The sequence below is a fragment of the Microcoleus sp. PH2017_12_PCY_D_A genome, assembly GCF_020738565.1.
Classification (GTDB): Bacteria; Cyanobacteriota; Cyanobacteriia; order Cyanobacteriales; family Microcoleaceae; genus Microcoleus.
On record NZ_JAEQCI010000055.1, the window covers coordinates 1 to 23,015 of the forward strand.

Sequence of the window (23,015 nt, forward strand, 5' to 3'; positions counted from 1 at the left end):
GTCACTTGAATACCCCATTTCTCACCTCAATTTACTCAAATTCACCTACTCTGCCTTGATTCTACGCTATCGCCCAAAGATCTCAAATGGGTTCTATAGATCGGAGCGCTTTCATCGCAACTACGTACCGGCCCAGTTTTTTGTCTCAACCGGCCCCTACAAACCAAAAATTCCCACTTATCGCTGTGCGTGTTCCTCCAGTAAAGCCTTCGCTCTCGGCTTGTAAATCAGATAAAACAGCGCTTCTATGTAGCGGAGCATATCTTCGCGGTTTTCCTTGGACGAGTAGTTCCAGAAACCGTAAGTCCGGGCCAGAGTCAGCAGTTTGGTAGTGTGAATTTTCCAGGTGTACGTGCTGTAAACTCTGTCAATTCCTCGCGTTGAAATTTCATACCAATAGTTGGGATTTTGTTCGCATTTCGATAAAAAATCGAGAATTTTTTGGGCGGTTTCCTCGTGGTTTGTCGGGTTAATATAAAATCCGTTTACCCCATCTTGAATGATTTCCAGCGGGCCGCCAAACTGCGTCCCGAAAGTCGGAATCCCGGTAATCATTGCTTCGAGAATTGTCAAGCCGAAAGCTTCAAATAAGGCTGGCTGTACAAATATACCTTGGCCGTCGGCGATTACCCGGTAGATTTCGCCGGACAGGCTTTTGGACAGCCGCACTCCCAGCCAGCGAATTTTACCGTGCAGGTTGTATTGCTCGATAATTGCGTAGAGCTTTTTAATTTCTTCGGCTTCTTCGTAGTCTTCGGTTTCTTCGACTTTCAGCTTGCCGGCTACTAGAATTAAGTTGCATTTTTCTTGCAATTCCTTGCTTTTTCCAAACAATTCTGCTAAGCCGGTCATGTTTTTAATGCGATCGAGCCTGGCCATGGAAAATAAAGGGCGCTTTTGCGGGTCGTCGAGTGTTCCGAACACTTGTTCGGGGTCTTCTAGGGTAAACAGCAGTTCGTTGAGCCGATCGCGATCGCCCTGCACCCTATCTTCGTTGCGCGTGTAGGGGAAATACACGCTTTCGTTCACTCCCGGCGGCACGACGTTAAATTTAGGGCTGAACAGTTCAATGCCGTTGACGACGTGGTACAAATCCGGCATAGTAAAACAATTGTAAGATTCGTACTGGCCGACACTATCCGGTTTGCCGACAATCTCTTGATAGGTGCTGCTGACAATACAATTAGCCGCATTCATGGCAATGATATCCGCAGTAAATTGCAGGGCAAAATGGTATTTTTCTTCAGATTCTTGCCAGTAGAGATTGCTGAACAAATATTTAGACTTTTCCAGGGCGTGGGCAATATTGCACTGAGTAACTTTGAGTTTGCGAGACAGCAAAAATGCCACTAAATTTCCGTCAGAATAGTTGCCAATTATTAAATCTGGCTTGCCCTGAAACTCAGCCAGCAGTTCTTTTTCCGCATCGATCGCGTAAGTTTCCAAATAAGGCCAAATCTCGAACCGCGAAATCCAATTTTGAGTCAATTTGGGATTGAAATCGCGGAAGGGAACCCGCAAAATCCAAGCATTTTCTGTGCCGTGAACTTTTTCTAAACGTTCGTTGCAGCGCGTGCCGTCGCTGTTTGGAATTAACCTGGTGAGAATAATTACTTTGGGTTTGACGCCTAAACTATCGAGACCGGCAAGATGAATGTCTTCTTGCAGTTGTTTCTCTAAATTCTTGGCTTGATCGAGGACGTAAACTACCTGACCGCCCGTATCCGGCCGCCCCAAAACTCCTTCTTGGCCGAACCAGCCGTGAGGAGAAACTAGGACGATTTTGAAAATCATCGGAATCCGAGAAATAAATGCTTCTAGGGTTTGGGGATCGGGGGAATCAATTAATTCGTCTAGAATTCCTAGAGTTTCCTGCACGCGGGCTGCGGTATTTCCCCAACCTGCGTCCAAACCCATCATTTGCAGGACAAATCTAAATCTCTCGTAGGGTTCATCTTCAGCAAGTTCGCTGACAAAGGTGAGGGCTTTTTTGACTTGTTCTGAAAGTTGTTCTTGAGATTTTATGCGATCGTTAATTAGTAATTGTACGCCGTTGTAGCGGTGAATCCGCAAGAAATTAAATAGAGTTTCCTGCCACTGTTTGGAGTCTTGAAACAGTTTGCTGGACAGGTAGCGGTTGAGGAATTGCACTCCTTTGCCGATGTTTTTGGGGTCGCGAATGGAGGGGGAATAGTCGTAAAACGGGCCGAAATCTAGTTCGAGGATGTCGCCTTCTTGGGGGTGAAAGTGGTTGACGTAGCGATCGCGCACGTCGAGCAATTCTTGCACTGTCATCCGCTCCAGTGTCAAGTCATCTCCAACTCGCACTATTTCCATTGTAGCAATTTTGGGCCGCAGCAGGACGCAAAGGCTGCCTGGTTCGAGAATAATTTCCTGAACGTAGTAAATCAGTTTGCTCAAATGAGAGGATTGATGAAACTGTTGGGACTTTTCGTATTTGGTGCAGTAGGCGGCAAAAGCGCTAACTATATCGTTTCGCAGTAAATATTTGTTTCCCAAAGCCCGCAAATCGCTGACAAATTGTCGCAAGTCGGTTTTTTCGTCGCTGCTAATAACAGCCTCAAAGAGTTCAGACATAGATACTCCCTTATTTGAGATTTTTGATTTTCGCTGTGAAAAAGGGCGATACTGTATTAGTACCACCCTTTTTTTAGGCGCCTACTTTTTTTAATCTCATTTTAAAGTCTGCAATAGGAAATTGCTCTCCCTCAAATGACATAAAATTCGCCGTATTTGTGGCGAATGTAGCGCACAAACGGATCGATAGTTAAAGGTGAACCGGTGACGCGATCGATCGATTCGACGGCAGTGTATTTGCGGCCGTGGTCGTAGATGTTTTGTTTGAGCCAGTCGTGGAGTACGCTAAAGTTTCCCTGTTCTATTTGTGCGGGAATTTCGGGATGGTTTTTGAGTGCGGTTTCGTAGAATTGAGCGCTCATTAAGTTGCCGAGGGTGTAACCTTGAAACATTCCGCCGATCGTCCCAACGTACCAGTGAACATCCTGCATCGCACCGTCGCTGTCAGTAGCGGGGACAACGCCGAGGTCTGTTTTATAGCGATCGTTCCAGGCTTCGGGGAGGTCTCGCACTGCTAATTTGCCTTCTACCATTGCCAATTCTAGGTCAAAGCGGATGGCGACGTGGAGGTTGTAAGTTACTTCGTCAGCATCGGTGCGGACGAGCGATCGCGAGACCTTGTTAATGGCGCGGTAAAATGCGTCTGCGGATACTGCGCCCAACTGCTGCGGAAATAGGCTTTGCAATTGCGGGTAAAAATACTGCCAAAAACCGCGGCTGCGCCCCACTAGATTTTCCCAAAGCCGCGACTGGCTTTCGTGCACGCCGGAGGAAATGCCACCAGCGAGTAGCGTACCTTCAAATTCCGGGGAATTGCCGAGTTCGTAGAGGCCGTGTCCGGCTTCGTGGATGCTGCTGAAGAGTGCTTGATCGAGGTGATCTTCGTAGACGCGGGTGGTGATTCGCACGTCGTCTATCGAGAAGTTCGTCATGAAGGGGTGCAGGGTGGTGTCTTGGCGTCCCCGTTGGAAGTCATAGCCCATGCGTTCTACGACTGTGCGGGTGAATTCTAGCTGTTGAGCTTGTGGGAAGTGTTGGTGCAAGCAGGAGTCGTCGGCGGGAGGCTGTGAGGTGATGGCTTCGACTATTGGCACTAATTCTTGACGCAGTTGGGCGAACAGCGGGCGCAGCAGGGATACTTTCATGCCGTAGTCGCTGCGATCGATCAAAGGATCGGCAATGTGTTCGTATCCGGGGAAAAAGTCGGCGTACTGCCTGCTTAATTCTAGGGTTTTTTCGAGATAGGGTTCGACGGCTGCGAAGTTGTTGGCTGCTTTGGCCCTGGCCCAAGCTTCGTAGCAGTCGGCTTGGTGGCGGCAGAGTGCGGACATGAAGGTGGCGGGGACTCTGGCGGCGCGATCGTAATCTCTGCGTGCGATCCGGATCAGGCTAGCTGGGGTGGAATCGTAGGGGAGGGTTTGTTCGTAGAAACGCAAGTCTTCTAGGAGTTCGCCAATTTTGGGATCGGTAAATTTTTCGTGGGATATTTGTTTGAGTGTGGCCAACTGACGGCCTCTAGCAGTTGCACCTTTGACGGGCATATAAGTCGCCTGATCCCAATGCAGCAGCGATGAGGCTGATTCAATGTCGGTAACTTCGCCCAGATGCGCTGCGAGTTGAGCGAATTTTGCTTGAGTTTTGTCTAGGGTTTGCATGATTGGGAGTTGTGGTGCTGTTTTGCCTACAAAGGTTGCAGTGCGGCATCGGTATCCATCAATCATTGCTACCCTGAAATCAAGCTAAAAACCGCACTTCTTCCCGTATTGTACGCAATTTAGAGTCATTCTGGCACAGTTTCCGGTATTTTTCCGGATTTAGCTCGATCGCCTTTGATAAGTTTTGGATCGCTTTCTGAATGCTGGTTGCTACAGCTTTGGGGCTGTTTTTGCGATCGCCTGCTGCTTTTTCTAGGGCGTAGACGCAAGCTTTTTGATAGTAAAGATTTGGATCGTCGGGTGTGATGGCGATAATGCGATCGTAGGAAGCGATCGCTTCGGTAAAGCGATCGATTTTTTTGAGGGCGACAGCGCGGTTGTACCAGGCTTCGATGTTGTTGGGCTGCAACTCTAAGGTTTTGTCCCAGGAAGCGATTGCTTCTTTAAAGCGTTTTAAGTTTACTAAAGCTAAGCCGCGGTTGTACCAGGTTTCGCTGTCATCTGGCTTGAGTTCGATCGCTTTGTCCCAGGACGCGATCGCGTTTTTAAATTGTCCCATTTGGGCGATCGCCGTGCCGCGTTTGTTCCAAACTTCGGGGGAATTCGGGCGCAATTGCAGGGTTTTGTCGTAGGAAGCAACCGCTTCGGCGTAGAGTTTTTCCTCCGCTAGGGCCAAGCCGCGGTTGTACCAAGCTTGGTGCAAGTCTGGTTTTAGTTCGATCGCTTTGTCGTAGGATGCGATCGCGTCCGATATTTGCCCCGACTGTTTCAGCGCAAATGCCTTGTTGTACCAAGCTTCCGAGTAGTCTGCTTTGATGGCGATCGCCTTGTCGTAGGATGCGAGGGCTTCTGAGAATTTTTCCAAGTTGACGAGGGTGTTGCCGCGGTTCGTCCAAGCTTCGTGATAGTCTGGCTTGAGTTCGATCGCCTGTTCGTAGGAAGCGATCGCTTCTGAGAGTCTGTTGAGCTTCCGCAAAACATTCGCGCGATTGTACCACGCTTCTGTATTTTTTGGTTGAATTTTTAAAGATTTGTTGTACGCCGAGATTGCCTCCGGTAGCTGTCCCAACTTTCTGAAGGCTACGCCTTTGTTGTACCAAGCTTCGTGAAATTTTGGTTCGAGTTCGATCGCCTTTGACCAAGATTCGATCGCTGCGGACAAGCGTCCCATTGATTCTAGGGCGTTACCGCGATCGTACAGCGTTTGAGCGTTTTGAGCGTTGGCTGATATGGATTGTTCCCCAGAGTCGATCGCTTTTTCTCTGTTAGCTAATTTTTGCAAGGGTTTTCACCTCATTATGTAAAATTGTCGTTTTTTCTTTTATATGCGATGTTTTTCGCCATCTGCCATCTAATGGTGGCGATTGTACCTTGTTTTGTTATTGTTGACAATTTTATCTAAACTGGGGAACTTTTTCAATTTTTTCTCGTTGAATTCTAAGTGATTTTGTCGGCGGTGTTGATTTGAATGTATGTATTTTTACTAAGCTTTTTCTGGAATTGCGTAGAAGAGAGCAAAGGGCGATCGGGCTGAGGTGTAAAAAATATCACCCCAGACAGATAAACTTTCAGTCTATCTATTTATTCTTGAATCAAGGATTGAAACTGAGGGTGCGATCGCACTCTGTCAAAATCCGAGTCATTTTTTGCCATTTCTCGGTATTTGTCAGGATTTAGATTAATCGCGCGCTGCAAGTTTTGAATAGATAAGTCAGCTTGACCGTGTAACGCATAGCAGCAAGCTTTATTATAAAATGCCGATGTGTCATCTGGTTTGATTTCTAAGGCTTTGTCGAAGGAGGCGATCGCATCTTCAAGCCTGCCTAAATTACCCAGTGCAATGCCCCGATTGTTCCAGGCTTCGTCTTTATCTGGTTTGATTTCTAAGGCTTTGTCGTAGGAGGCGATCGCATCTTCAAGCCTGCCTAAATTACCCAGTGCAATGCCCCGATTGTACCAGGCTTCGTCTTTATCTGGTTTGATTTCTAAGGCTTTGTCGTAGGAGGCGATCGCATCTTCAAGCAAGCCTAAATTACCCAGTGCAATGCCCCGATTGTACCAGGCTTCGTGTTTATCTGGTTTGATTTCTAAGGCTTTGTCGTAGGAGGCGATCGCTTCAGACAACCTGCCTAAATTACCCAGTGCAATGCCCCGATTGTACCAGGCTTCGTGTAAATCTGGTTTGATTTCTAAGGCTTTGTCGTAGGAGGCGATCGCATCTTCAAGCCTGCCTAAATTACCCAGTGCATTGCCCCGATTGTTCCAGGCTTCGTGTTTATCTGGTTTGATTTCTAAGGCTTTGTCGTAGGAGGCGATCGCCTTTGCATATTGTTCGGCAAAGTCATACAATAAACCTTGTTCATAAAACAACTCAGCTTTTTGTTCTGGTGTTTGCCCATCCTCATCAATTAAACCTTGAATCCTCACCAATTCCCGTTTCCGCGCTTCGGGAGTCAAAGCTAGATATTGTTCTAACTTCCATCTTTCCGAACAAGCCAGCATTGATTCGGCTTGCAAGCTTTCCTTATCCATTGACAACTTAAATAAACTCGATCGCCAATCAAAAAAGTCCGGCGCGCGATGAATAAAATATTCAATACCGAACTTAGGCAAAAGAAAAACAAAACAAATTTTAAAATTATCTAGAAAACGCTCTCGCTGCTGGTTAATATTCATTAAAACAGGTGGCACTCCCCGCCAACTGTAAGAATAAATATCCTTGCTTTCCCATCCGATCGCCCTTTTTTCTCGTTCGTATTCATCAAACGAATATTCTAAGCCTGTCACAAACAAAATATTAATTTCATCTCGTTTTGGTAACTCTTCAATTAAATTATAAAAATTATAAACCGACTCATCCAGCGGCAACACCTCAACCTTTTTCCGAGGGAAATCTGCTTGAACTTTCGCAATCAATCGTTTCCCCTCCGACGGCACACACTCCACAAACAACAACCGGAAACCATTTGTCCGTCTGAGAGTGCGTACCAGAGATTCATATTCTTCCTCCGGTGTTGCTGGTGGCAAATCTTCGTCCCAATCAATGATTTCCGATGTCATGGCTCAAGTTGTGCAACTGCTTCCTTAAATTCCAGAATGCCTTTAATTAGCGGGTGAACGTTATACCAATTCTGCATTTCTTCTTCTTCATCATAGTATCGATATTCCAAAATACAGCGGTTAAATAGCAAATCGCGGTGCTGTTTGTCATTAAGTATCCGGTGAGAGACAGATACTTTCGCTAAAATTGACCATTCTTCTTTATTAACGGTTCTTCTATAAATATTCCGCAAGTTCGTAATTGCCCTTTGCACCGCTTTTGCAGTAATTGGCAAATCTTGGGTACGATTTATAGCTTCTTGCAACATCGACAGCAAATTCCTGACGTGTCCCCCACTCATCAAACACAGCTTTTCTAGTGTTTCTCTGTTTTCAAACCATTGTGTTTCTAATTCTAGAGATAAACTGGGTTCGACTTGTTTCACCCGTTTCTCAATCACCTGTTTCATTTTAGCAAGTCCCGCTTGATTAACTTCACCGCTGGGATTGTTTACCATAATCATCGGTAGAACTTGCGGAGCGTTATTATAGTTATTGCTCAGATCGGCCGCGCGATTGGAATGCACCATCGAAATTGGTACTGTATAAACGATATGACAATCTAAAGCTTTGAGTTGTTCGCTGCGGTCTAAAAAAATTTCGTCGAGATTGCTGCGTTCTCCTCCGTCTTTAGAAAACTGCACGATCTTATCTAAATTATCGGCAATTATTGCCAATTGCGAATATTTATCGGGCAACTTTTTTTTAGCATCTCGAATAAACTGATTCAGCGCCTCAATCAGACTGGTAGTGTGAGGATTAACTTTTTCTCTAATTTTTTGGCGCAGACTAGGTTCGGTTCTCACATTCGCCGTCAGTTTGGCAAACTGAGCAATTTGCATTTCTAAGCTCAATGTTTCAAAAGATACTTCTGTCAAGGCTAAATCTTTTAAATCGTTCCAGCGGTTTTTCATCCAATCGAGTAAAGGTTTTGAGTCCGCATCTTTAATTGCTTCTAATAAATGTCTGGTACAAGCCAGCAAAATATCTGTATATTCCGTATCTTCGGTATTGATATCTTGTTCCTCAGCCGCGAAATAAACTACAAAATAACCTTGTTCTTTCAAATACTGTTCTAGTCGCCGCAATTCGGTTGATTTTCCTGCACCAAAATGTCCGGCATACAACTGACAAGTCATCTCTTGGGAACGCTGAATATTTAGGCCCAGGTCTACGGTAATATTGTCATCTCCTCGCACTTCCCGACAGTCAACATATCGCGGGTCGCCTGCGGGTAAAGGATTGTAGGGGTTGGAAAGATTGAATAGATTTGTTAGTAATTCTTCAGAATTTTTAGTCATAATTTTATATTGTTTATACTTGATTTGTCGTTGGTGCGGGCGGGTTTTATCTTATTGTCGGTTTTAGGCAATTCTTGTTTGTAAAACCCGCCCTTACAGGATTTATGAGACTTGATACTTTTTCAGAATTGCGACTTTTTCGGGGTAGATGTCGATCGCCATTTTGTCATCATATCTCGTCGCGAGCGATCGCCGCACCTCGCCCAAAAACAGCGGCTGAGACAGACCAGGCTCAGGATGTACCACCGTCCGAACGCGGATTGTCATGTAATCTCTTCCGCTTCCCGATCGCCCTGGAGAGTACAAATCCGCAGCCACTTGCTGCATCGTTGCTTCTAACTCCGACTCAGTAATCGAAGGTGGCACGGTAACTACTGTTTGAGCGCCGCCAGTATCGTAAACCAAAGAATAGCGCACTGCACCGGGAATTTCGGTGCGAGTAAACAGTCCTAAACCGAGACCGAATATACTCGCAGCAATTACTACCATAAAACTGCTCACTCCTACCAATCGAAAGCGAAAACCCCATTTGAAGATAAATGCTACGATCGTTAAAACAAACAAGGCTGCTGATAGAATTCCCGCCCATTGGGCGTACATTAAAAGGTTAGAATTTACGTTCATTTGATAATTTGTTGACTGTTGACTGTTGACTGTTAACTGTTGGCTGTTGATATTAGTTACCAATGCCCAATGCCCAATGCCCAATGCCCAATGCCCCATTCTATTCGGACTAATTAAGCCTTTCTGCTCACAAGCAGATAAGTCATCATATCGCCTTTGCCTTTCACCGAAATCACGCCGCGCTCTTCAAAAACATATTTATTCCGCAGGCGCTCGTAGGTAGCAACTGTCACCTGAATGCCGCCGGGGACGCCTTGAGATTCCATCCGGGAAGCTGTATTTACTGTGTCTCCCCACAAATCGTAAGTAAATTTTTTAGTGCCTATGACACCGGCTTCTACCGGGCCCGTGTGGATGCCGATGCGGATGTTGAGCGGCTGTCCTCCCTTGGTGCGGATTTGAGCCATTGCTGCTAGAATGTCGATCGCCATTTCAGCAATACTTTCGGCGTGGTTGTCGCTGGGCTTTGGCAAACCGCCAACCACCATATAAGCATCGCCGATCGTCTTAATTTTCTCAAGTCCGTAGCGCTCGGCCAATTCGTCAAAAGCCGAAAAAATCTCGTTGAGCAATTCCACCAACTCCGCGGGCGACAAATGAGCCGAAAGCTTCGTAAAACCGACCAAATCGGCAAACATGACAGTAACTTCCGCGAAACTGTCGGCGATCGTATTTTCTCCTTCTTTGAGGCGCTGCGCGATCGGGCCCGGCAAAATATTCAGCAGCAAACGCTCGGACTTTTCCTTTTCCTCGGCCAACTCCCGCAGATAAGTTTGTTCCTTATCCCGCAGCCGCTTCTTTTCCAGACAGGCACTAATCCGAGCCTTGAGCAATACGGGATTGAACGGTTTAGAAAGATAATCCTCCGCCCCTAATTCAATACAGCGGACAATACTGTCGATATCGTCCACCGCCGAAATCATAATCACTGGGATGTGGCGCAACTGCTCGTCTGCTTTCAGATGTTCCAGAACTTGATAGCCGTTCATTTGCGGCATCATAATGTCCAGGAGTACCAAATCAAAAGGCTCACTACGCATCAGTGCCATAGCTTGGAGACCATCTTCAGCAACAGTCACCGCGTGGCCTTGACGCTGAAGTCGGCGGGCCAGCAAATCGCGGTTTACCTCATTATCGTCAACAACCAGGACGTTGCCCTCGTCAGTTTTCATTGCACGGCCTCTTTCAGAAGCAATTCAATCTTACCCAGAAGTCGGGGAAATTCCACAGGTTTGGTGTCGTAATCGTCGCAGCCTGCCGCCAAACACTTTTCGCGATCGCCCGCCATAGCATTAGCCGTCAGCGCAATCACCGGAATCATTTTAGTGTCGGGATCCGCTTTAATTTGCTGGGTTGCTCGCCATCCGTCGAGCACCGGCAGGCTCATGTCCATCAAAATCAAATCCGGTACTTTTGTCTTCGCCATTGATACCCCCTCAGCGCCATCAACAGCAATCAACACCTCGTGTCCTTTGCGGGCGAGGCGCCTCGAAAGCATATCCCTGTTCATTTCGTTATCTTCTACCAACAGGATTTTAGCCATTGGTTGCCTGCTTCATAAAACTTACCTAAACCTATCTAAAGCCATCTTTAGATACAATTACGAGTTTACTTCCTACGCTGTTGGGTAGTCGGCTATCCCAAGATAAGTAGGCTATCCCCCTCAAGCCGAGGGTTCCCAATTTAAAATGTTAATGCTGGCGTTCCAATCGCGATCCAAATATCTGCCACAAACAGGACAGTCAAAAGTCCGTATGCTTAGTGGCATATCTTTTTTTGTGCCGCAATTTGAGCAAGTTTTGGTACTAGGAAACCACTGGTCTACCAATACCAAGTTAGCTCCATACATTTGACATTTATAGTCGAGTTGACGTTTAAACTCATAAAAACCAAGGTCAGATATTGCTCCCGCTAACTTGTGATTTGCCATCATTCCTTTGACGTTCAAATTTTCAATCTTAATTAACTTAAAAGTTTTAGCTAAATAAGTTGTTAACTTGTGAAGGAAATCTAGGCGAATACGAGCTATCTTTGCATGAATCTGGCTAATCTTATTGTAAGTTTTACGCTTATTTCGAGAGCCTTTTACCTGCTTTGATGCTTGGCGCTGTAAAGTAGCAAGCTTGGTTTTCGCACGGGCTATTAACGGCTTCGGTGCATCAAAAAACTGCCCTTTTGAGAGAGTGGCAAATGACTTGATACCAACATCGATTCCCACAGAACTTTCAGACTGCTGAACCGGGAGACGCTCTGCATCAACGCAGATAGAAACAAACCAGCGATTCCCTTCTTTTGAAATCGTAAAAGTTTGAGAAATAAAACTACAATCTAGGGCTTCGTAAAGCCGAAAAGTTCCCAGAGTAGGAATCTTAATAGTGTTGCCAGCGTTTAACAAAACTTTGCCGTTAGATGAATCAACCGTAAAAGATTGACCGTCTCGACGACTGGCGAATTTTGGATGACCTGAAGAACCAGAACGATATCGGCTAAAAGCATCTTTCAAGTCAATCAAAGCGTTTTGGTAAACTCGGCTAGACAATTGGTTCATCCAAGCGAATTCAGGCTGCTTTTTGACGTAATTAGTGAGAACTTTTTTAATTTCGTTAATCACCTTTGAGTCTGTAAGTTTCCCCTCACTGTACATTTGAGTCCGCAAACTTAACCCCATGTTAAATACCACGCGCCGAAATCCTGCGTGTTTCGCCATCAAGGTCGCTTCCCTATTATTCAATTTGAGCGCTCGTTTGACGGCAAACATGGTTAAACCTCGTCTCGGTAATTAACTGTGGATAAGTTTAGCAAACTATTTGGTACTTAAGTCCGACTCAAAGTCTACTGAGGCTTTAATGTCTTAAGAATCCCGATCGGTGTTACGGCGGGGACTCTCAAGTCATAGCCTCTTTCAGAAGCAATTCAATTTTACCCAGAAGTCGGGGAAACTCCACGGGTTTGGTGTCGTAGTCGTCGCAGCCGGCTGCGATACACTTTTCACGATCGCCCGCCATGGCGTGAGCCGTCAGCGCAATCACCGGGATCGTTTGAGTTTGAGGAGCCGCCTTAATTTGCTGCGTGGCTTGCCAGCCGTCGAGCACTGGTAGACTCATATCCATCAGAATTAAATCCGGTACTTTGTCGAGGGCCATCGACACTCCCTCAGCACCGTCCACAGCAATAAAGACCTCGTGTCCCTTGCGGGCCAGACGCCTCGAAAGCATATCCCTGTTCATTTCGTTATCTTCGACCAACAGGATTTTAGCCATTGGTGTTCTCCTTGCCTTTCGAGTCATTCCTGCGATCGAGCCTGTCATTCACTATAGAACGAACATCGCGCAGCAAAGTATCGCAACTGTAGACTCCTTTTTGTAACACCCGATCGACATAGCCGTTGAGTTGCTGACTTTCTGCGGGAGTCAGGTCTTTGGCGGTAATTACGACGATCGGTATAGGATCTTCAGAATGCGACTTGCGAAGTTCGGCGATCAACTCAAAACCATCCATTTCTGGCAGCATCAAATCCAGCAAGATCAATTGCGGGCGAGCAACTTCTAGCTGTTCGAGAGCAGTGCGTCCGCTGTCAGCTTCCGCCACAGCCCAGCCTTTTTTTTCTAATATCCGCCGCAGTATTTTGCGGGTGGCATCGTCATCTTCCACAACTAATATCTGACAGGGCAAACTGTGAGCCGCAACGCCTTCTTGGTCGCGTCGGTACTTGTTCAACAAAGCAACCAGCCGTTTGCCGTCCACTGGTTTGGTGAGGTAGTCCGAAGCGCCCAATGCAAAGCCGAGGCTTTTGTTGCCCACAAAGGATAGCAGGATTACGGGAATTTCGGCAAGGTCAGGATCTGCCTTCAGGGCCGAAAGCACAGCCCAGCCGTCCATTCCGGGCATGATTACGTCCAGGGTAATGGCGTCTGGCCGCAGTTGCTTCGCGAGCATGAGGGCTTCCTCGCCGCTGCCTGCGACTTCTATGTGCAGTCCTTGGCGAGCCAAGGCGCGCTCGATCAAATCCCGCGATATGGGGTCATCGTCAACTACCAGCACCGTACCGACGGCAGGTGCATCCAAAGTCCTAGTGCTGTCGCCGACTTTTTTGTGGATTTGTGGCTGTTTGATGGCGCTGGGCAAGAGTACGGTGAAAGTAGTGCCTGCGCCCAAGGTGCTGCTTGCCTCAATGCTGCCGCCCATCATCTGGCAGAAGCGCTGGCTGATAGCTAGTCCCAAACCGGTGCCGCCGTACTGCTTGGTAGTCGAGGCGTCAGCTTGGGTAAAAGGTTGGAAAACTCGCTGCAATTGCTCTTGTGTCATGCCGATGCCCGTGTCGGTGACGCGAAAACTTAAAAATTCGGAGTTGGAAATTAAAATTTGGGCAGATTCCTCTTGATTTTTCATTCTTAATTGTTCGTTGGTAATTCTTTCAACTCCGATCGCAATTTTCCCGTTTTTGGTGAACTTGGCAGCGTTGCTGAGCAGGTTCAGCAGCACTTGCCGGACTTTGGTCATATCCGCGTGCATGGTATCGAGGTTTTCTGGACAGTAGACTTCTACCGCGTTGCCGTTTTTTTCCACCAGCGGCCTGGCCGTCTCCACAGCGCTTTCAATCAAGGCATGAATGTCGAAGTTTTCTAAGTAGAGATCCATGCGACCTGCTTCAATTTTAGAGATATCTAGGATGTCATCGATCATCGACAGCAGGTGTTTGCCTGCGCCCCGGATTTTTTCGAGATCTGGGAGGAAGGTTTCATCGCCGGAGTCTTCGGCTTCTTCTTGGAGCATTTCGCTGTAGCCGATGATGGCATTCAGGGGCGTCCGCAGTTCGTGGCTCATGTTGGCGAGAAATGTACTTTTTGCCCTGTTGGCGGATTCTGCTGCTTCTAGGGCCGACTGCATGGCGGATTCTGCCAGTTTGCGATGGGTGATGTCGGTGACTGTGCCTTCGCAGTACAAAATGCTGCCGCTTTCGTCCGAGACGCTGCGGGCGTTTTCGGAAATCCAGATCGTGCTGCCGTCTCGGCGGTATATTTGGGATTCAAATTTTGATACTTGGTGGCGCGCGGCTAATTGGGCTAGAAACTCAGCGCGCCGGTTGGAGTCAACGTAAAGTTGGCTGTTGAGGTTTGCGAGTTCGGCGACCATTTGGGCGACTGTTTCGTAGCCGTAAATCGCGGCTAGTGCGGGGTTGGCGGTGAGGTAACGTCCGTCTGGGGTGGTTTGAAATATGCCTTCGACTGCGTTTTCAAAGATGCTGCGGTATTTGGTTTCGGCTGCTTTCAAAGCTGTTTGAGCCCGCTGCCTTTCTAGGGCATGGGCGAGCATTTCTCCTACCATTTTGAGAGGAGTTGATATTTCGGTCGATCGACCCGCAGCAGGTTTGCAACTGTCGCATCCGAGAAATCCTACTAAGTTTTTACTGCAAATTAGGGGAATAATTATTAGCGATCGCAGATTTTTTTGAGGTTTGTTTAATTTGGTTTTTGCCGAATGTGCGATCGCACCTGTGGAGTCCCTTGCTGTTTTCGATGGCGAGTTTGCCAGAAATGTTGCTAAATTTTGGCCTGTCAACCGGGCTATTTCGGCTTGATTTGCGGGCGGGAGTTCGCGGATTTCTCTGATGTGCAGGCCTTCGGCGCGATCGAGCTTTTCTGCAATCCAAGGGATTTGGGCGATGTCTATTTGTTGGTCTGCGCTGTCTTTTATTTGAGCCGGAACATCCTCGGCGCACCATTCGTAGGTTTTGTGAGCGCGAGTTTTGTCTGCCGATAACAAGTATATGTAACTGCGGTCACAGCGGCTGAACTGGGCAATGGCTTCGAGAGTGCGATCGAACCCTTCATCTATGTCCGCTCCGGGCACAGCGATCGCATAGGTTGACAAAGTGGCAATCAACGCCTCAAATTCTACTCGCTCCTGCAAAGATTGTGCTATTTTTTGGCGATCGGTAACGTCTCGAAAGCTCCATGTTCTGCCAACTGTGTTTGCTCCAACTTTTGATGGCAGTGAATTTAATTCGATAACTCTTCCGTCTTTAAATTCTAATAAGTCGCTGATTTTCGCATCTGGTTGGGCCGACACTTTCATCGCGTGTTCGATAAATCTTTGGGGGTCTTTTAATTGTTCCCTAGCGAAGGGGAATTCTGTGGCGATGTTTTTTTCACTATTGCCTGCGGGCGATCGGCTCAACTTTTCTGCTGCGTCAGACAAACCCCATATCTCGACAAATTTCTGATTGTAATTGCATACATTGCCCTTAGTGTCAACCGCGATAATTCCCGCATCTGTAGCGTCTAGAACGGCTTGCAGCATCGAGATATGCTGGTGTTCTCCCTGCTCAAAAAATACCAAGACTGATATTTCGTCGCCCTCAATTACAGGATTGAAAAAATAGGAAACTAATAAAATTTTGCCGTCGCGACATAGAAACTCGTCGTCCCAATTGCTGCAAGGTTGACGGTTGGCGATCGCCTCTTGTAAAGATAGTGTAGGTGCGATCGCCCCATCTTGATTTTTGCTGTTTTTTTGTTTCCGAGCCTTCAAAACTGGGGATTTCTTGCCTTGCGAATGCTGGGGATCAATGCGCTTTAGCAGCGAAATGCCTGCAAGTTCCGACTCTCGCCACCCCAGCAAGCGTTCGGCTGCTGGATTCACCGAGATGACCAACCCCTTGCCGTCTAGGATACACAATCCCACCCCCAAACTGTTGACTGTCGATCGCAGGCGATGGAATTCTGAAGCTGTTGGAGAGTCTTGAGGTTCGGGGGGCGAGGAGGTAAAATCCTTTAGTGCCGAGGGTTGCGGCCCACTTGGAGCGCCGTCGTAGCTACAACTTACCTGCTCTAAGAATAGCTGCCACTGCTCGGCAGTGGGAGGGGGAGACTCGCCGGCTAAACCGAGCTGTTCGAGTTGGCGCTGGAGGTAGGGATGCATAATTTCGGGCGCTTTGTAGGCAACTTTTGACAGTATATCTTTTTAATTAATAGTATATATAGCTGGTAAAAGTATAGTCATTTATAGGCATGGGAGGCTTCAAGTCCCTCCCCCTTCACTTTCACTTTGAGCGGATTAACCCGCCTCGGCTGAGCTACGCAGCTCCCTATCCCATTGCCGAAGGCATTTGGGATTGCTTTTCTGAGGATGTTGTACGAAGCGTTGATATCAGAATTAATTAACTGACCAGTCGATGTTTTGTACAAACCTCGCTTAATACGCTTACCAGTAAACATTGGCTCTTTTTCTGTTTTCCCATAGACAGGGATTGGGTCTAGACCCACGAAGTTAGCCCGCGATGTGTAGGATTCTTCCTGCACTATTACTGTGATTCCCACCAACCGAGCTTTGTACTCCAACATTTCAATTAATCGAGAGTGAGGAATACTAACAAAGTTTTGGTTGGTTTGCTTCCCTAGATCAATTTCAGTTTTCCACTGTGCATTCTTGCCAATTACTAGCGTCCCAATTTGTTTGGTATTTAAAATCGCAACAATCAGGCGACTAGCATGATGCAAGTAATTATCAACTTTTTGGTTGCGACAACGAGTTAAGCGCTGAATCCTGGGTGAGGTTTGACGATTCCCTTTGAACTGGGATTGTAATCGGGATTTGCGTTTGTTATAGAACTGGTTAATCGATTTTAATGGTCGCCCGTTAATCAACAAAGGGATAAATCCCGGCTGATTTGAAGTTAACGCCACTAAATTATCCAGTCCCAAATCAATACTAGCTACAGAGTTGGCATTGCCAAGGGTGGACTCCGGTTCACTTCGACTACACTCAGTACAAGCATCATAAATCACCTCAATTACATAGGAATCACATTTCGGAACCACTCTAACTTGACAAATCTGGTTGGGATTGACTTGGGTTTTAATTGAAAGTTCAGTGCCGGAAAGTTTAATGATTCCTTTTTTCAACTGTTTGCTGCTAATTGCTTGAATCGTGTAGACGAGAAGATTTCGCCCTTTAGTCTTATCTTTGTACTTTGGCAACTTTGGGCTACCCGTGAATTTTGAAGAGTCAGCTTTGTAAGCTTTAACGGCTTCAAAAAACGATTTCCAATTCTTGTCTAGCACCATCAAGATTTGCTGACTTACTTTAGCTGGCATTGCCTTATATGCTTCGTGAGACTTCATCAATCGGTTCATTTCGTTGTAATTGACATAGCCCCACCCATAAATAAAACTCTGACGAATGACGTAATTGGCGGCATTGTAGAGGTTTTTGGACTTGAAAGCTAGTTCGTCTATTTGGGCGAAACGGTGTTCCGTTGATTTAATGATGTGCCTCTCTGTTAGTTGCATTTGAGACTTGCGTTTTTTGGGCTATGCGTATTCCTTGTTCAACACTCACAACAATATAATACCATTATTGTTTATAATTGCTTATAAACTCAATGAAGTTTTACAATACCCAGGTAGACAGTTCGTGAAAAGGTACGCGCTCAAACTCTATCACAAATTTTATCGAGAAGGCTATCTGGAGCATCTCTAAGCTGTTGCGGCATTTAAACTGTATGTCAAGAAATAATCCAAGTCTTGTGGGACGTGGCTCTGAGCAGCGTCCCGAATATGCAATGTTTATTTGCACGACAGCTTATCATCCAAAATTTTTTAAACTGCGCTAATTATATTTAGTATAAAAAAAATTAGATTGTCAACAAACTCATGCTCTAAATATCGGCCCCCTACTTAAAAAGTGTATCATATTATCACCGTGAACTAACGCTGAAAAACTCGGTTTCTGCCAAAACTAGGTTTTTTGAGCCACCAAAAACTGATACAGTCCGAGGTACTGCTTGATTGTTACAGATCGCGCTGAGCGCGATCGTACTTATTTAATACCATTTTTATAAAGATCAGATAGAGATAAAGGAGGACAAGACGTTGTAATTCTCTCGTTTCCCTAGTTTGCGAAAGTCTGTCATAACTTTAAAAAAATGGTATAACTTAGGATCGCGAATTAAATAATTTACACATATTTGTGAGATGGGCGGGACGCCCGTCCCACAAGAACAATAAAAATTGTAAGTTATTTAATAATCATTATTTATTTAAACGAATTGATTTGTCTCGCGACGATAACTAAAGCCTTTTGAATTCTGAATTCTCCTTAATAAAATTGGCAGCAGCCAACAACAACTAGCAAAATTTCTTATTTATCATACTTTTCTAGGAACAACAAAATTTAGTTGATAATAGCTGGCAGTCGAATTGTAAAAGTAGAACCTTTCTCCAATTCGCTGGAAGCGGTAATATCTCCGCCCATCATTTCGCAGAATTTCTTGGTAATTGTCAGCCCCAAACCAGTGCCACCGAACTTCTTAGTAGTTGAGGAATCGGCTTGGGTGAAAGGCTCGAAGATTCTGGCTAACTGTTCGGAACTCATACCGATGCCGGTATCTTTGACTGTAAAAACAATCCAATCTTGTGGAGAAGACAAGGAAGACGAGCTATTGTCTGATAGACCAACTCCTTTATAGGCTCCAAGTTTTTTGCGTCTCTGGGAAGCCTCGGCGGGGGTTTCGGGGCAGCGGGTTACGCTGAAACTAATCGCGCCCGAGGAAGTAAACTTCGAGGCATTGCTGAGGAGGTTGAGCAGGGACTGGCGGAGTTTAGTTAAGTCGCTCTGCATCGAGCCAATATCCTCAGGGCATTGTATTTCTAAGATATTGCTATTTTTGTCGGCCATGGGCGCGATCGTGCCGACTACTTGTTCGACCAGATTTAAGATGGTGAAGGTTTCGATGTGCAGCTCGATGTGACCTGCTTCAATTTTAGTGATATCGAGAATATCTTTAATCAGCCCTAGCAAGTGGTGGCCGGCGGTGTTAATTTTTTGGAGGTCGTCAATGAACTCTTCGGCACCTAAATCTCGGGCGTCTTCTTGCAGGAGCTCGCTGTAGCCGATGATGGCATTGAGGGGGGTTCTGAGTTCGTGACTCATGTTGGCGAGAAAGATGGTTTTAGATCGATTTGCAGCTTCGGCTGCTAGTGCGGCGCGGCGGAATTCTTCGGAACGCAACCGTTCGGTGATGTCGCTGGTCATGATTAAAACGCACTGAGTGCTGCCGAGGTCGATGAGTTCTCCTGACAGCAGCCAGTCGCGCACTTCGCCGGCTTTGGTGCGAATTTTGATTTCGGCGTTGCCGATCGAATTTTCTTCCTGCAACACCTTGGCTAGCCGCCGCGCGTCTTCTGAATTGACCCACATTCCTAAATCGGTGGGGGTGCGGCCGATACATTCCTCCCGCAACCAGCCTAAGGATCGCAAAAAGCTGTCGTTGGCATCGAGGAAGCGGGCGTCTGTGAGAGTGCAGATGCCGATCCCAACAGGAGAAGCGTGAAAAGCCTTGGAAAATCTTTCTTCTGAAGAATGCAGGGCGGCTTCGGCCCGCTTTCTATCTGTGATGTCTTGGACGGTGCTGGTGATGTAGAGGGAGTTGATGGCGGCTTGTTCGCAGACTGTGCGGCTGCTGCCGTCGGGGAGTAGCAGCCTGTAGTCGATGCTGTAAGGCTGTTGCTGAAATAAAGCTGCTTCGATCGAGCTTTTGACCAATTCTCTATCTTCGGGATGCACGTATTGCAAGAAAGCTTCGAGGCTGGGATCGAAAGTTCTCGGGCGTTCTCCCAGGATGCGATAAATTTCTTCTGACCAACGCAATTGCTGCGTGTTGCGATCTAAGTCCCAGTTACCTAGCTGGGCGATGCGCTGGGCGTTGGCGAGGCTGGCTTCGCTGGCGCGCAGGGAGGCTTCTGCTTGGTGGCGTTCGGCGACGGTGGCGGCTAAAACTAAGCCGGTAACGGCGATGACGGCGATGAAGGCTTGCAGGGATAACAGTGCTTGGGGGATGCTGCTGGCGTGTTTGAGAAAGGGGCCGCTGCCCCGGGCGATGCCCCAGATGGCAAAGCCGCAGAGGATGAAGTTGGCGATGGCCGTGTAGCGCTGGCCGAATCGAAAGGCTGCCCAAACTACTAGGGGAAATGGTAAGTATTCTAGGGGATAGCGAGCGTAGGCGGCCCGGGTGCGGGAACAGAAGACTAGCCAGCCGATTGCTAGCAGCAGCAGCAGCCAAATCACTCGTTCAGCTATCTGTTTGCGAGGGGTGGAGATTTTGGGCAATTTGTGCCACGTCAGCAGCAGCGGGGCGACGAGCAAAATTCCCATGGCGTCTCCCACCCACCAAGTCCCCCAAATCGTGCCAAAATTGCTCCAGCTAGATAAACCGCTCAGGCACACGATGATGCTGCCGGTGGTGGAGTTGATGAGGGTAGATCCTAGGGCTGCTAGTCCGACTATTCCTAAAACGTCTTTGAGCCGATCGAGTCCGGCGCTAAAGTTAATGCGCTGTAGCAGATAAGTTCCCGTCCACGCTTGCAGGGTTCTGGCGCCCGCTGAGATCAAAGCAGTGCCGATGTTGGCCCCCGGTGCGCTCATGAGGAACAGGAAGGCGCCGATCGCAATTCCGGGCCACAGTTGCCGCCCAAACAGCAGCAGAGCGACTTGGGCAATTCCTGCTGCTGGCCACATGGGGTAGATTTCTGAGCTCAGGGTGAGGGTGGCAATGGCGAATTGCGATGCCAAATAGTAGATCGCGGCGATCGCCCCTACTGCGAAGAAGTACCGCCAGGAATGTCCTTTGATTGCGTTAAGGAACTTTTTCTGCATTGTCGTTTGGGGAAAAGGTGGATGCTGGTTTTGGTTTCTGTAGGTAGCACGGGACAGGCACGGGGTAGGAAAAATCTGTCTGTTAGGCGATCGTAGGTCATGGGTGGTAGGTAGGGAATAACCTGTTAAGATAATTTTTTGTGACGCCGTTGAGGGTTCGGTTTTTTTTGCTGTGCGACGGATAGCATCTGGGCATAAATTGCGGGAGCATCCCTTGTTTGCCAATATATCTGTGATGGCTAAGCATTCGGTCTGTTAATTGTTGGTTTTTGCTAAAGATTTATTACCGAGCGACTGCGGGTGTCTTTTCGTGTCGGGCGATCGCAACTCTATTCACTCTAACATCAGGCACCATGCTCAATAATATCTAACGAGCCGATAACACCCGCGCAACATCTCAGCTTTCAGGTAAGTGCGGGGCAAAAAACCCGGCTTCTGACTACAATTGCCTGAAAGCTGATTTTCACTGGATTTTCCACCAATTAATCCCGGCTTCGAGTCTGGCGATTGAATGCAGTCTAATAAACAAATACCCCAAAAAAAAATCATTCTGTATTTCATTTTTTTTGCTGAAATAGAGCCATTCTAAATTTTTGTCTAATCGCCATTTGTCTTGCCCATCACCAATCACCAATGACTAATAACTAATGACTAATGACTAATAACCTTCGCTCGAATGGGACAGCAAAACATGACCAATGACCAATGACCAATGACCAATGACCAATGACCAATGACCAATGACCAATGACCAATGACTACCTCACTTGACAGCAATATCTAAGGTTAATGTCAAACGCTCTTGAGCTTCTTTAAGAGCATCTTGGGGGTTGCGCCCGAGAAGAGTTGCTTCTATGGCGCGGCCGAGATTTTCTGACAGGCGAGAGTAACCTGAGATAATTGGGCGCGATCGAGCCGAGTTCATTTGTTCTAAAAATACTCCCAAAACAGGATTTTTTTTCACAAAACTTTGATAAGTTCGGCTCTGTCTCGATTTTAAGTTAATTGGCAAGTAACCTGTGTCCAAGGCCCAGGCAGTTTGGAATTCTTCACCAAGAACGTACTCTAAAAATTCAAGGGCTGCTTTTTCGCGTTCTGGTGAGGTTTTCATTAAAAATAGGTTTTCACCCCCAACAACAGCGGCGGAGCGCTTGAGGGCGGGTATAGGCATCACTGCGTAGTCGATCGCACTTTGCTGCAATTGTGCTAGAGTCCACGGCCCGGTGATTTGCATTGCGACTTTACCCGCGATAAAGTTGTCGAGTTCGTAACCGCGTTCGGGTGCTGACAGTATTGCTGAACCTTCTGTTAACAAGTCCTTCCACAATTCCAAGGCCGCGAGAGAACCCGGATTGTCTATTTGGGGTACAGGAGTTTGAGATGTTTCTCTCAGGAGTTCGCCGCCTGCGCTGAACATGAATGGCAGCCATGTAAATACTGTCCATTCTCCTTTGCCTAGGGGGAGCACTATGCCGTGTCGATCTGTGCGTCCGTCTCCGTTGGTGTCCTGTGCGAGCGATCGGGCTGTTTGCTTTAATTGCGCCCAATTCTGCGGCACTTCTTTGATTCCTGCTGCTGCAAACAAGCTGGGACGGTAAAATATGCCTGTGTTGCTAGTGCCTAGGGGAATTGACCAGATGTGTCCGCCGAGTTCCATTGACTCGAACAATGACGGATCGATTTCGGCTTTGATGGGGGATTTGTCGAGCCAGTTTTCTAAGGGTTGAATTCCTTGCATTTCTGCTAGTTTACCCGCAATTGTGGGATTGTTCCACAGCAAATCTGGCGGTGCGTTTCCTACTATTGATGTGAGGATTTTTGGCAGTTGTTGGTCAGGCTGACCGATGTAAATTTGTTCTACTTGGATGTGGGGATGCGTTTGGTTGAATTTGTCCGTGAGGGTTTTAAATACGTCGCGATTTGGCGGGGGATTGATGCCGTGCCACAGTGTGAGCTTGATTGTCTCGCTATTTTTTGGGGTGTTTTGACAGCCGCTTAATATTAGTAGATTTAAGGCAAGTAAAAGGCAGATTGCTAGTTTTAGTTGCTTTTTAAGGGCTTTGGCTAATTGGGATAAAATCAT

14 protein-coding genes are annotated in these 23,015 nt (G+C 47.0%); all 14 read right to left on the reverse strand.

The genetic code is table 11. From position 1 onward, the window contains the following. Positions 1–177: 177 nt before the first annotated feature. The 14 genes from JGK39_RS17265 to JGK39_RS17330 all read right to left on the reverse strand — a co-directional run bounded on the left by JGK39_RS17265 (position 178) and on the right by JGK39_RS17330 (position 23,015). A complete protein-coding gene (locus JGK39_RS17265) occupies positions 178–2,598 on the reverse strand; it encodes a sucrose synthase (protein ID WP_293255780.1) in 2,421 nt (806 codons plus the stop codon). A gap of 131 nt (positions 2,599–2,729) precedes the next feature. Beyond that, on the reverse strand, positions 2,730–4,253 hold the full coding sequence (locus JGK39_RS17270) for a carboxypeptidase M32 (protein WP_293255805.1): 1,524 nt from the start codon (positions 4,251–4,253) through the stop codon (positions 2,730–2,732). A 79-nt stretch (positions 4,254–4,332) separates the two neighbouring features. Then, complete coding sequence (locus tag JGK39_RS17275) at positions 4,333–5,535, reverse strand: tetratricopeptide repeat protein (RefSeq protein WP_293255777.1); 1,203 nt, start codon at positions 5,533–5,535, stop codon at positions 4,333–4,335. 299 nt (positions 5,536–5,834) lie between these two features. Then, complete coding sequence (locus JGK39_RS17280) at positions 5,835–7,313, reverse strand: tetratricopeptide repeat protein (RefSeq protein ID WP_293255774.1); 1,479 nt, start codon at positions 7,311–7,313, stop codon at positions 5,835–5,837. Next, positions 7,310–8,653, reverse strand: coding sequence for an AAA family ATPase (locus JGK39_RS17285; RefSeq protein WP_293255771.1), 1,344 nt, complete (start codon positions 8,651–8,653; stop codon positions 7,310–7,312). The genes JGK39_RS17280 and JGK39_RS17285 overlap by 4 nt, the downstream gene beginning before the upstream one ends. Positions 8,654–8,755: 102 nt before the next feature. Continuing rightward, complete coding sequence (locus tag JGK39_RS17290) at positions 8,756–9,376, reverse strand: Ycf51 family protein (RefSeq protein ID WP_366048911.1); 621 nt, start codon at positions 9,374–9,376, stop codon at positions 8,756–8,758. A 14-nt stretch (positions 9,377–9,390) separates the two neighbouring features. Next, positions 9,391–10,449 (reverse strand): adenylate/guanylate cyclase domain-containing protein, encoded by a 1,059-nt coding sequence (locus tag JGK39_RS17295; RefSeq protein WP_293255768.1) that lies wholly within the window; start codon positions 10,447–10,449, stop codon positions 9,391–9,393. Continuing rightward, on the reverse strand, positions 10,446–10,820 hold the full coding sequence (locus JGK39_RS17300; RefSeq protein ID WP_293255765.1) for a response regulator: 375 nt from the start codon (positions 10,818–10,820) through the stop codon (positions 10,446–10,448). Before JGK39_RS17300 ends, JGK39_RS17295 begins: the two co-directional genes overlap by 4 nt. A 120-nt stretch (positions 10,821–10,940) precedes the next feature. Then, complete coding sequence (locus JGK39_RS17305; protein ID WP_293255762.1) at positions 10,941–12,035, reverse strand: RNA-guided endonuclease TnpB family protein; 1,095 nt, start codon at positions 12,033–12,035, stop codon at positions 10,941–10,943. A 127-nt stretch (positions 12,036–12,162) separates the two neighbouring features. After that, positions 12,163–12,537, reverse strand: a complete 375-nt coding sequence (locus tag JGK39_RS17310; RefSeq protein ID WP_293255799.1) for a response regulator — start codon at positions 12,535–12,537, stop codon at positions 12,163–12,165. After that, the gene (locus JGK39_RS17315) at positions 12,530–16,198 is read right to left on the reverse strand and encodes a response regulator (protein ID WP_293296946.1); all 3,669 of its coding nucleotides are present in this window, start codon (positions 16,196–16,198) and stop codon (positions 12,530–12,532) included. The genes JGK39_RS17310 and JGK39_RS17315 overlap by 8 nt, the downstream gene beginning before the upstream one ends. Before the next feature lie 77 nt (positions 16,199–16,275). Then, a complete protein-coding gene (locus tag JGK39_RS17320; RefSeq protein WP_293255756.1) occupies positions 16,276–17,568 on the reverse strand; it encodes a transposase in 1,293 nt (430 codons plus the stop codon). A gap of 883 nt (positions 17,569–18,451) precedes the next feature. After that, a complete protein-coding gene (locus tag JGK39_RS17325; protein WP_293296948.1) occupies positions 18,452–20,932 on the reverse strand; it encodes an MASE1 domain-containing protein in 2,481 nt (826 codons plus the stop codon). Between the two features lie 763 nt (positions 20,933–21,695). Continuing rightward, entirely contained in the window at positions 21,696–23,015 is a 1,320-nt protein-coding gene (locus tag JGK39_RS17330; RefSeq protein WP_293296949.1) for an ABC transporter substrate-binding protein, read from the reverse strand.